Raw genomic sequence first — 10,968 nt, forward strand, 5'->3', positions numbered from 1 at the left:
ATGGCTGATCTGAGAAGCGACTTCATCGGGATCAAATCCCCCAACCCGTTCTGGCTGGCCTCGGCCCCGCCGACGGACAAGGAATATAACGTGCGCCGCGCCTATGAGGCGGGCTGGGGCGGGGTGGTCTGGAAGACCCTCGGCGCCGAAGGGCCGCCCGTGGTCAATGTCAACGGCCCGCGCTACGGCGCGATCTGGGGCGCGGACCGGCGGCTATTGGGGCTCAACAACATCGAGCTCATCACCGACCGCCCGCTGGAGGTGAACCTGCGTGAGATGAAGGCGGTGAAACGTGATTACCCGGATCGGGCGCTCATCGCCTCGATCATGGTGCCCTGCGAGGAAGAGGCGTGGAAGGCGATCCTGCCACATGTGGAGGAGACCGGCGCCGACGGGATCGAGCTGAACTTCGGCTGCCCGCACGGCATGGCCGAGCGCGGCATGGGCTCTGCCGTGGGGCAGGTGCCGGAATATATCGAAATGGTCACCCGCTGGTGCAAGATGTACACCCGCATGCCGGTGATCGTGAAGCTGACGCCGAACATCACGAATGTGCTCTACCCCGCCGAGGCCGCCAAACGCGGCGGTGCGGATGCGGTGAGCCTGATCAACACGATCAACTCCATCACCTCGGTTGATCTCGACCTCTTTGCGCCGGAGCCGATGATCGACGGCAAGGGCACCCACGGCGGCTATTGCGGCCCGGCGGTCAAACCCATCGCGCTCAATATGGTGGCCGAGATTGCGCGCAACCCCGAAACCCACGGCCTGCCGATCAGCGGCATCGGCGGCGTCACCACATGGCGCGACGCGGCGGAGTTTTTGGCCCTTGGCGCGGGCAATGTGCAGGTCTGCACGGCGGCGATGACCTATGGCTTCAAGGTGGTGCAGGAAATGATCTCGGGCCTGTCGGAATATATGGACGAGAAGGGCCATGACCTCGGTCGATGAGCTTGTGGGCCGCGCGGTGCCGAATGTCACCGACTGGAACCAGTTGAACCTGAACTACGTTGCCAAGGCGAAAGATCGATCAGGATCTCTGCATCTCCTGTCGGCCGCTGTTTTGCCGCCTGCGAGGATACCAGCCACCAAGCCATCGCCATGTCTGAGGACCGCACTTTCACGGTGATCGAAGAGGAATGCGTGGCCTGCAACCTCTGCGTCAATGTCTGCCCGGTGGAGAGACTGTATCTCGATGGATGCGCTGGCCGCAGGGGCGATGGACCTGCGCACACGGCGATGTCGTCTCGCCGGAATATGCCAATTGGACAACCCATCCGAACAACCCTGCCGCCAAGGACGCCCGAGGCGGCAGAAGTAGATCGGCAGGCCATGGTCCCGGTGTCAGTTTTTCTGAAGCACCGGGGCCGTGGGCAGCGGGTCTGGCATTTCATTTGCCATGTCGCGGCTCTGCTGGGCCCTGTCGATGACCTCGGCAGATGGCGACGCACCCGCAAGCAAAGCGGCCTCGCGCCGCGCGGCGATCACGGCCAGCGCAGCGTCGCGGGCCATCTCCTCCAGACGGTCCGAGGCTGTCGTCTGCGTCCGCGCTGCGACCACCGATTCCGGCGTGGCATCCGGGCGGCGCCGGGTCCAGACGGGCTGCTCTGCCGCGGCGCCACCTGCGCCGCTGCCGCTGCCCGAATAGCAGGACGATTGCCCCGATGCTCGGGCGTCACGCCCGCTCTGCGCGGGGGCCACCGCCTGGGGCCCGGCAGCCGTGCCCAACGTCTCTGCCTGAGATTGCCCCGGTGCGGATAGGGTGGCCGCGGATAGATTTGGCGCGGCCCCGGTTTTCTGCGCCTGCGCTACCTGTTGCGCGGCGATGGTATTGGTCAGCAGTAATGCAGTCATCTCTGCCCCTTTCACATCTTAAAGGAGCCCTCACCCCGGGGATAATCTGCGCCCGGAATCCTAACGGAACGTAAACAGCCGTCGTTTTTTCGGGAAAGCTGGTTAAGAGACGCTGGCCGATCCCTTTGGCTGCGCCAATAGCGCGCCGAACATCGCCCGCGAGATGGGCCGCGGCCCGGGGCTGGGTGGTCCGCCTCGGCGCCCAGCAGCACCTGCGCTTGGGCTTCGAAATCCGCGTAATGCTGGGTGGTGGCCCAGATCGAGAACAGCAGGTGCTGCGGGTCGAGCGGTGGCAGTTTGCCGCTCTCCACCCAGCCTGCGATGACCGCGCATTTCTCGTCAAAAAGCGGTTTGAGATGGCTGTGCAGCTCCGGGCGAAATGCGCGGCGCGCCCTGCAGGATTTCATTGGCAAACAACCTACTTTCGCGCGGCAGTTCGCCCGCCATTTTCAGCTTTCTGTCCACGTAATCAAGGATTTCGCCGCGCGGGTCGCCATCGGGGTCAAGCGCGACCAGAGGGTCGAGCCATGTCTTCATCAGACGCGAAAGCAGGGTGACGTGAATGTCTTCCTTGCCGTCGAAATAATACAGGATGTTCGGCTTGCTCAGCCCCGCCTCGGCCGCGATCTGATCCAATGTCGCGCCGCGATAGCCGTGCTTTGAAAAGACTTCTAGCGCGGCATCCAGAATCACCCGACGGTTGCGCAACTGAATGCGGCTGGGTTTCTTGGCAGAGCTTGCGGGCAAGGCGGGGATCCTCGTGGTGCTGCGAAAAAAGGCGTTTGGTGGATCGGCGGCGGGTTGTTTCAAAGCAGTTCTTGACAGACCATAACCTAATCGCAATCGTGGATTTACCAAAATGGTAAAAAAAACAACACGGCAAAAGCCGATGCGAAGATGACAGAGGAGTGACCTATGCCCGCCCCCGGAGAGAACCTCAAGATTGATCCCGACCGCCTGTGGGATTCCTTGATGGAAATGGCCAAGATCGGCCCGGGCGTGGCGGGCGGCAACAACCGCCAGACCCTGACCGACGAGGATGCCGAGGGCCGCGCCCTGTTCCAGAAATGGTGCGAAGAGGCGGGTCTGCACCATGGGCCTCGACCAGATTGGGCAATATGTTCGCCCGCCGCGAGGGGACGGACCCCGAGGCGCTGCCGGTCTATGTCGGCTCCCACCTCGACACCCAGCCCACGGGCGGCCAAATATGACGGGGTTCTGGGCTGTGCTGGGCGGGCTGGGAAATCCTGCGCACGATGAATGATCTGGGGATCAAGACCAAACACCCGATTGTCGTGACCAATTTCACCAATGAAGAAGGCACGCGTTTTGCCCCCGCGATGCTGGCCTCAGGCGTTTTTGCGGGCATCCATACCCAAGACTGGGCCTATGCCAAGACCGATGCGGAGGGCAAAAGCTTTGGCGATGAGCTGGAGCGGATCGGCTGGAAGGGGGAGGAGGAAGTCGGTGCGCGCAAGATGCATGCTTTCTTTGAACTGCACATCGAGCAGGGGCCGATTTTGGAAGCCGAGGGCAAGGACATCGGCGTGGTCACCCATGGGCAGGGGCTGAGCTGGACGCAGGTGACGATCACCGGCAAGGACAGCCACACCGGCTCGACCCCGATGCCGATGCGCCGCGATGCGGGGGCTCGGCATGGCGCGGGTGCTGGAGAAGGTCAGCGAGATTGCCTGGAGCCATGCGCCCCATGCGGTGGGGGCGGCAGGGCATATCGAGGTCTATCCCAATTCGCGCAACGTGATCCCCGGCAAGACGGTTTTCACCGTCGATTTCCGCTCGCCCCGATCTGGCAGTGATCGAGGATATGGAGCAGCGTCTGCGCGTCGAGGGGCAGAAGATCGCGGATGATATGGGGGCTTGAGATTGAATTCGAGAAGGTCGGCGGCTTCGATCCGGTGGCCTTTGATGAAGGCTGCGTGAGGGCGGTGCGCAATGGCGGCGGAGCGGTTGGGCTACAGTCATATGAACCTGATCTCGGGCGCGGGCCATGACGCCTGCTGGATCAACGGCGTGGCGCCGACGGCGATGGTGATGTGCCCCTGTGTCGACGGGCTGAGCCATAACGAGGCCGAGGAGATCACCAAGGACTGGGCCAAGGCCGGGGCGGATGTGCTGCTCCATGCGGTGTTGGAGACCGCAGAGATAGAGGGCTGAGATATTGGGGGGCGGTGTGGGGGCCAGCCCCAGACCCCCCGGTAGTATCTTGGCCAGAAAGAGAATGGGGAGAGAAAGATGAGCAAGGTAATCAAAGGTGGCATGGTCTGCACGGCGGACCGGACATGGAAAGCCGATGTCTTGATCGAAGGGGAGAAGATCAAGCAGATTGGCGAAGACCTGAAGGGCGATGAATATATCGAATGCGGAAGGGGCCTATGTGATCCCCGGCGGGATCGACCCGCATACCCATCTGGAAATGCCCTTCATGGGCACCACGGCGGCAGAGACCCTTTGAGAGCGGCACATGGGCCGCGGCGGTGGGCGGCACCACGATGGTGGTCGATTTCTGCCTGCCGGGCGCCGATGGCAGCATCAAGAACGCGATCAACGAATGGCACCCGCAAGTCGGCGCCGCAGATTTGCAGCGACATCGGCTATCACATGGCCGTCACCGGCTGGGACGAGAATGTCTTTAACGAGATGAAAGACGCGGTCGACATGGGGGTGAACAGCTTCAAGCATTTCATGGCCTATAAGGGCGCCTTGATGATCGAGGACGACGAGATGTTCGCCTCCCTTCAAACGCTGTGCCGAGCTGGGTGCGCTGCCGATGGTCCATGCCGAGAATGGCGATCTGGTGGCCGAGTTGCAGCAGAAGTATTTCGACCAGGGCATCACCGGGCCGGAGGGCCATGCCTATTCCCGCCCACCGGAGTTGGAAGGCGAGGCCGCGAACCGGGCCATCACCATCGCCGATACCGCGGGCGTTGCCGCTTTATATCGTGCATGTCTCCTGCGAGCAGACTCATGAGGCGATCCGGCGCGCGCGGCAAAAGGGGATGCGGGTCTACGGTGAGCCGCTGATCCAGTTCCTGACGTTGGATGAGAGTGAGTATTTCAACAAGGATTGGGACCACGCCGCGCGGCGCGTGATGTCGCCGCCCTTCCGCTCGAAGGACCATCAGGACAGTCTCTGGGCCGGGTTGCAGGCGGGCAGCTTGCAGGTGGTGGCGACGGACCACGCCGCCTTCAGCACCGAGCAGAAACGCGCGGGGCGTGATGATTTCCGGATCATCCCCAACGGCTCGAACGGGTTGGAGGAGCGCTTGGCCGTGCTTTGGACCGAAGGGGTGGAGACCGGGCGTCTGACGCCCAATGAATTTGTCGCCGCGACCCTCGACCAATATCGCCAAGATCCTGAATATCTACCCGCAGAAAGGCGCGATCGTCGAAGGGGCGGATGCGGATATCGTGGTTTGGGACCCGAAGATCACCAAGACGATCAGGCCCCGCGAACCATCATTCGGTGCTGGATTACAACGTCTTCGAAGGTTTCGAGGTCACGGCGCCAGAGCCGCTATATACGCTGAGCCGGGGCGAGGTGATCTGGGCCTGGGGGCAGAACAGCCAGCCGCAGCCCGGTCGGGGCCGTTTCGTGCCGCGCCCGGCCTTCCCGGAGCGCGAACGTCGCGCTCAGCAAGTGGAAGGGAACTGAACAGCCCCAAGATGATCAAGCGCGATCCGTTGAACATTCCGGCGGGGATCTGAATGATGTAAAAGTATCTCAACACAGGTAAAGTGCCGCGCCAAAAGCGGCCGACCAACAGGGAAGAAAAATTAGTGCAAGAAAACCAGAGCGTGATCAGCGCCCGGAATCTGGATCTGAACCTTTCAGACCAATGACGGGCCGATCCATGCGTTGAAAGACGTGAACCTTGAGATCGACAAGGGCGATTTCGTGAGCTTCATCGGCCCCTCGGGCTGTGGCAAGACAACCTTTCTGCGGGTCATGGCGGACCTTGAGCAGCCGACCGGGGGCGTGGTGACGATCAACGGGGTCAGCCCCGAAGAGGCGCGCCGGTCGCGGGCTTACGGCTATGTGTTTCAGGCCGCCGGGCTGTACCCGTGGCGGACCATTGGCGGCAATATCCGTCTGCCCTTGGGAAATCATGGGCATCCCCCGCGCGGAACAGGCCGAGCGGGTGCAGCGGGTCTTGGAACTGGTCGAGCTGAGCGGCTTTGAGAAGAAGTTTCCCTGGCAGTTGTCGGGCGGGATGCAGCAGCGCGCCTCGATCGCGCGGGCGCTGTCCTTTGATGCCGATATCCTGCTGATGGACGAGCCCTTCGGCGCGCTGGACGAGATCGTGCGGGACCATTTGAATGAGCAGCTTCTGAAGCTCTGGGCGCGGACCGAAAAGACCATTGCCTTTGTCACCCATTCGATCCCCGAGGCGGTCTATCTCTCGACCAAGATCGTGGTGATGAGCCCGCGACCGGGGCGGATCACCGATGTGATCGAAAGCCCGCTGCCGCGCGAACGGCCCCTTGGAGATTCGTGAAACACCGGAGTTTTTCTGGAGATCGCGCACCGCGTGCGCGAAGGGCTCCGCGCCGGGCATGGGGACGATTGATGCGTAATGTCATTCCCATTCTCAACGGTTGTCGGGCCTTTTGATCCTGATCTGGTATGGCGCGGGCGGTTGCGCTCCAACGCGCAATGGGCGCGGGATGTGGCGGCGCGGGCGGATAAGACGCTGACAGTCCTCGGAACTGGTGGCCGATACATGGTCGCAGGATAAGCCCAAATTGCCCGCCCCGCATCAGGTGGGGGCGGAGCTTTGGAAGACCACGGTGATGAAGAAAGTGACCTCGAAACGGGTCCTTGGTCTATCACACCTGGGTCACCTTCAGCGCGACCTTTCTGGGCTTCGTCATGGGCACCGGGCTTGGCACGCTCTTGGCGGTGGGGATCGTGTTCAACCGCACGATGGACATGTCGGTGATGCCTTGGGTGATCGCCAGCCAGACCATCCCGATCCTCGCCATCGCGCCGATGATCATCGTGGTGCTGAATGCGGTCGGGCTCTCGGGTCTGCTGCCGAAGGCGATCATCAGCATGTATCTGTCGTTCTTCCCGGTGGTCGTGGGCATGGTCAAAGGGCTGCGCAGCCCGGATCAGATGCAGCTGGACCAGATGCGCACATGGAACGCGAGCGGCTGGCAGACCTTCTGGAAACTGCGGTTGCCGTCTTCGATGCCCTATTTCTTTACCCTCGCTGAAGGTGGGCGTTGCCGCCTCACTGGTCGGGGGCCATTGTCGGGGAGATGCCGACGGGCGCTTGTGGCGGGGCTCGGCGCCCGGCTGCTGGCCTGGCAGCTACTACGGGCAGACGGTGCAGATCTGGAGCGCCTTGCTGATGGCGGCGGCTTTGGCCGCGCTGATGGTGGGGTCTGATTGGCCTGGTCCAGCGCCTGACGCTGAAACGGATGGGGATGGCATGATGTTTTGGGTTCTCTTTGCCATTGTCGCATGGGTCGCCGGGCTGTCGCTCAACGTCTGGCTGGCCCGGCAAAGGCCCTCTCGCTGGGCGGCGCTGGCCGCGCCTATTGTCTTTGGGCTGACGCTGATCGCGGGTCTGGGAAGGGGTGGTGCACGGTTTTGACATCAACCAGGTGCTCTTGCCGGCACCCTCGGTGATCGCGGCCCGCATTGCCACCTCGCTCGAACATCCTGTGGATCGACTTTGTGCAGACCGTCATCAAGGGGGCGCTGAGCGGTTACATCATCGGCTGCGGTGCGGCTTTCCTCACGGCATTGGCGATTGACCGTTTCCCATTTCTGCAACGCGGGCTTTTGCCGGTGGGCAATTTCGTCCGCTGCGCTGCCGATCATCGGCATGGCGCCGATCATGGTGATGTGGTTCGGCTTTGGCTGGCAGTCCAAGGCGGCGATTGTCGTCGTGATGGTGTTCTTCCCGATGCTGGTGAACACGGTGCAGGGTTTGCAGGCCAGTGACGCCATGCAGCGCGACCTGATGCGGACCTATGCGGCGGGCTATTGGGCGCACCCTGCTGAAGCTGCGCCTGCCTGCGGCGATTGCCCTTTGTCTTCAACGGGTTGAAGATCGGCACCACGCTTGCTCTCATTTGGCGCCATCGTACGCTGAATTCTTCGGCTCTCCGGTGCTGGGCATGGGCTTTCGCATCTCCACCTCGGTCGGGCAGCTTGCGCTTGATCTGGTCTGGGCCGAGATTGTTGTCGCGGCGATAGCCGGATCGGCGTTCTATGGTATCATGGCTCTTATCGAAGGACGGGTGACCCTTTTGGCACCCCAGCCAAAGGACATAAAGACGACCAACCAACAGGGAGATAAAAATGAAGAATATCACGAAGATCGCAGCCGGGGCCGCTTTGGGCCTCTGGGGCGGTATGGCCACAGGCGCAGGATGAGCTGACCTTGCAGTTGAAATGGGTCACGCAGGCGCAGTTCGGCGGCTATTACGTCGCCAAGGACAAAGGGTTCTACGAGGAAGAGGGGCTCGATGTCACGATCAAACCGGGCGGGCCGGATATTGCCCCGGTGCAGGTGCTGCTTGGGGGCGGCGCGGATGTGATGGTGGACTGGCTGCCCTCCGCTCTGGCCGCGCGGGAGAAGGGCGCGCCGGATCGTGAACATCGCGCAGCCTTTCGCCAAATCGGGGCTGATGCTGACCTGTCTGAAAGAGCATGGCATCGAAAGCCCGGAGGACTTCCCGGGCCAACACGCTGGGCACTTGGTTCTTTGGCAATGAGATTCCGCTGCTGAGCTGGATGGGCAAGCTGGGCTATCCCACCGACGGCTCTGACGGCGGGGTGACGATCCAGAAGATCAACTTCAAACGTCGACCCGTTGCTGCAAAAGCAGGTCGAATGCGCCACCACCATGACCTACAACGAATATTGGCAGGTGATCGATGCGGGTCTCACGCCCGAGGATCTGGTGGTCTTCAAATATGAGGACGAGGGCATCTCGACGCTGGAGGACGGTCTTTATACCACCGAAGAGAACCTCGAAGACCCCGAGATGGTCGACAAAGCTGGCGCGCTTTGTGCGGGCCTCGATGAAGGGCTGGAAATACGCCGAGGAGAATGTCGAAGAAGCCGCCGAAATCGCTGCTGGAGAATGACCAGACCGGCGCCCAGGACCGAGAAGCATCAGACCCGGATGATGGGCGAGATCGTGAAGCTGACCAAGGGCAGCGACGGGCGTCTGGACGAGGCGGCCTTTGACCGCAGCGCGGCGATCACCATGGAAGGTGGCATGATCACCAAGGAACCCGAAGGCGCCTGGACCCATGACATCACCGACAAGGCGCCTTCAGTAAGCCTTGGCCCCCATGACAGAGCGGAAGGGCCGGTGCATTGCGCCGGCCCTTTTCCATTTCTGAGGAAAAATCTTGGAACATGGCCCCCGGGGGTGCTCGTTTTACGGGCAGAGGACACCACAGGAGGACGACATGACACAGTCCCTCCGCAAATTCATCCTCTTCCGCGCTGTCCGCCACGGCCCTGACCGGTCTGGCCAGCGCCGCATCCGCCCAGAGCGCCTGCGGCAACAGCTATCAGATTCAATACGGCGACACGCTGCACAAGGTCTCGCAGCAATGCCGTGTCTCGCTGTCGCGCATTATGGACCTGAACCCCGCAGATCGGTGACGTGCGCGACATCGAAGTGGGCACCCGCATTGCCCTTTGAGGGCAGCGCCAGCGGCGGCACGTCGGACGGACACGACGCGCAGCACCGCGAATGCCCAGGGCACCTACCGGGTGGAGCAGGGCGACACGCCCTATGCCATCGCCTCGGCGCTCGGCATTTCGCTTTTCGAGCTTCTGAACGAGAATGAGGACCTTGACCCGCTGCGCATGGCCGTGGGCGATGTGCTCGAGGTGCCGCAGCAGAGAACGAGCGGCAGGGCAGCATCCGCGTGACCCCGACCGAAGCCGAGGTCGGCAGCGAGGTGACCCTCATCGCACGCAACCTGCGCCCCAATGGACTGGGTGACCGTGGGGGCGTCGGCGAAACCTCTTCCGAATGGCGCGCCCTGCGCGAAGTGCAGGTGGCCGCCGATGGTGAGCTGCGCACCGAAGTACGCGTGCCCGAATGGGCCGAGCCGCAGGATTATCTGACCTTCGGTCGTCGATACCGACCGGGGTTATACCTATAAATCGGGTGTACTTCATCCGTCGCCGGATCGGCCGATGCCAGCCAGGAAATCGCGCTGGAGGGCCGGGTGAATGAAGGCGTCGAATGCCACACGCTGACCACGCCAGACGGCGATGTCTGGGCAATCGTCAGCGACGACATTCCCTTTACCGAAGGTGAATATGTCGAGGTCTGAAGGCGAACGCGCCGACATGTCGATCTGCCAGCAAGGGCTCGGCACGGTCGAGGGTGGCGGAACTGGACGAAGTGAACCGCTGATCGCAGCCTAGATGAAAATGGAAAGGCCGGGCGTCTGCCCGGCCTTTTTTGCTGTCCCCCGCGAGGGTCTTACAGAACCGTGACCTTGGTGCCGAGTGGCACGCGCTGGTAGAGGTCGATCACATGGTCGTTGAGCATGCGGATACAGCCCGTTCGACACCGAGCGCCCGATGGAATTGGGCTGGGGTCGTGCCGTGAATGCGGAAAAAAGTGTCGCGGCCGTTCTGGAACAGGTAGAGCGCCCGCGCGCCCAAGGGGTTGCCGGGACCGCCGGGCTGGGCGTCGGTATTGCCGATGAAGCGTTTGTAGGTCTGTGGCTCGCGTTCGATCATCTCATTGGTGGGGCGCCATGTCGGCCATTCTTTCTTCACGTCGATGGTCGCGGTGCCGGTGAACTCCAGCCCGGCCTTGCCCACGCCCACGCCGTAGCGCATCGCCTGACCCGGCGCCGTCACGAAATAGAGGTAATGGCTGCGCGGCAGGATCAGCAATTGCCCCGGCGACATATTGCGCCTTCACCGGGACGATCTGCGGGCTCGGATCATAGGCCGCGGTCCGGGCCTGTGCCATGAGCGGCAGGGTGGTGGCGGCAAGGGTACTGATCAAAAAACTACGGCGGCGCATGGCAGGCTCCATCTGGGAATAAATTGAGCGGATATCTCGACCTTCGGTTCACGGCGGGGCGTCTTGCAGA

The 10,968-nt window shown here is 62.4% G+C and carries 5 protein-coding genes and 9 pseudogenes; 11 read left to right on the forward strand and 3 right to left on the reverse strand.

What is annotated here, in order from left to right; all coding sequences use genetic code 11:
• Positions 1 to 1,289: pseudogene (preA, locus tag AB4M76_RS01030) on the forward strand (NAD-dependent dihydropyrimidine dehydrogenase subunit PreA); the annotation flags it as partial.
• Between the two features lie 55 nt (positions 1,290 to 1,344).
• Here the strand turns inward: preA and AB4M76_RS01035 are convergent.
• Together AB4M76_RS01035 and AB4M76_RS01040 are read right to left on the reverse strand one after the other, a co-directional pair.
• Positions 1,345 to 1,854, reverse strand: coding sequence for a hypothetical protein (locus AB4M76_RS01035; protein WP_368439998.1), 510 nt, complete (start codon positions 1,852 to 1,854; stop codon positions 1,345 to 1,347).
• Positions 1,855 to 2,045: 191 nt separating this feature from the next.
• Positions 2,046 to 2,601: pseudogene (locus AB4M76_RS01040) on the reverse strand (TetR family transcriptional regulator C-terminal domain-containing protein); the annotation flags it as partial.
• Positions 2,602 to 2,769: 168 nt separating this feature from the next.
• Between AB4M76_RS01040 and AB4M76_RS01045 the strand changes: the two are divergent.
• The 10 genes and pseudogenes from AB4M76_RS01045 (at position 2,770) to AB4M76_RS01090 (ending at position 10,191) form a co-directional block, all read left to right on the forward strand.
• Positions 2,770 to 4,029: pseudogene (locus tag AB4M76_RS01045) on the forward strand (Zn-dependent hydrolase).
• A gap of 78 nt (positions 4,030 to 4,107) precedes the next feature.
• A pseudogene (gene hydA, locus AB4M76_RS01050) lies at positions 4,108 to 5,580 on the forward strand (dihydropyrimidinase).
• A 72-nt stretch (positions 5,581 to 5,652) separates the two neighbouring features.
• Positions 5,653 to 6,443: pseudogene (locus AB4M76_RS01055) on the forward strand (ABC transporter ATP-binding protein).
• A pseudogene (locus tag AB4M76_RS01060) lies at positions 6,443 to 7,314 on the forward strand (ABC transporter permease). Before AB4M76_RS01055 ends, AB4M76_RS01060 begins: the two co-directional pseudogenes overlap by 1 nt.
• Positions 7,314 to 8,161, forward strand: a pseudogene (locus AB4M76_RS01065) (ABC transporter permease). Before AB4M76_RS01060 ends, AB4M76_RS01065 begins: the two co-directional pseudogenes overlap by 1 nt.
• 27 nt (positions 8,162 to 8,188) lie before the next feature.
• Positions 8,189 to 9,173 (forward strand): annotated as a pseudogene (locus AB4M76_RS01070) (ABC transporter substrate-binding protein); the annotation flags it as partial.
• A 245-nt stretch (positions 9,174 to 9,418) separates the two neighbouring features.
• Positions 9,419 to 9,508, forward strand: a complete 90-nt coding sequence (locus AB4M76_RS01075) for a LysM domain-containing protein (protein ID WP_368440006.1) — start codon at positions 9,419 to 9,421, stop codon at positions 9,506 to 9,508.
• Between the two features lie 36 nt (positions 9,509 to 9,544).
• A complete protein-coding gene (locus AB4M76_RS01080; protein WP_368439999.1) occupies positions 9,545 to 9,781 on the forward strand; it encodes a LysM domain-containing protein in 237 nt (78 codons plus the stop codon).
• Positions 9,778 to 10,017 carry a hypothetical protein gene (locus tag AB4M76_RS01085; RefSeq protein ID WP_368440000.1) on the forward strand — a complete coding sequence of 80 codons (240 nt, stop codon included), beginning with the start codon at positions 9,778 to 9,780 and terminating at the stop codon, positions 10,015 to 10,017. The genes AB4M76_RS01080 and AB4M76_RS01085 overlap by 4 nt, the downstream gene beginning before the upstream one ends.
• A 66-nt stretch (positions 10,018 to 10,083) precedes the next feature.
• Positions 10,084 to 10,191: a hypothetical protein gene (locus tag AB4M76_RS01090; RefSeq protein ID WP_368440001.1), complete on the forward strand. Its 108-nt coding sequence runs from the start codon at positions 10,084 to 10,086 to the stop codon at positions 10,189 to 10,191.
• A gap of 152 nt (positions 10,192 to 10,343) precedes the next feature.
• Here AB4M76_RS01090 and AB4M76_RS01095 read toward each other — a convergent pair.
• A pseudogene (locus AB4M76_RS01095) lies at positions 10,344 to 10,780 on the reverse strand (L,D-transpeptidase).
• Positions 10,781 to 10,968: the final 188 nt, after the last annotated feature.

It is taken from the genome of Sulfitobacter sp. PS-8MA (assembly GCF_040933935.1).
GTDB lineage: Bacteria > Pseudomonadota > Alphaproteobacteria > Rhodobacterales > Rhodobacteraceae > Sulfitobacter.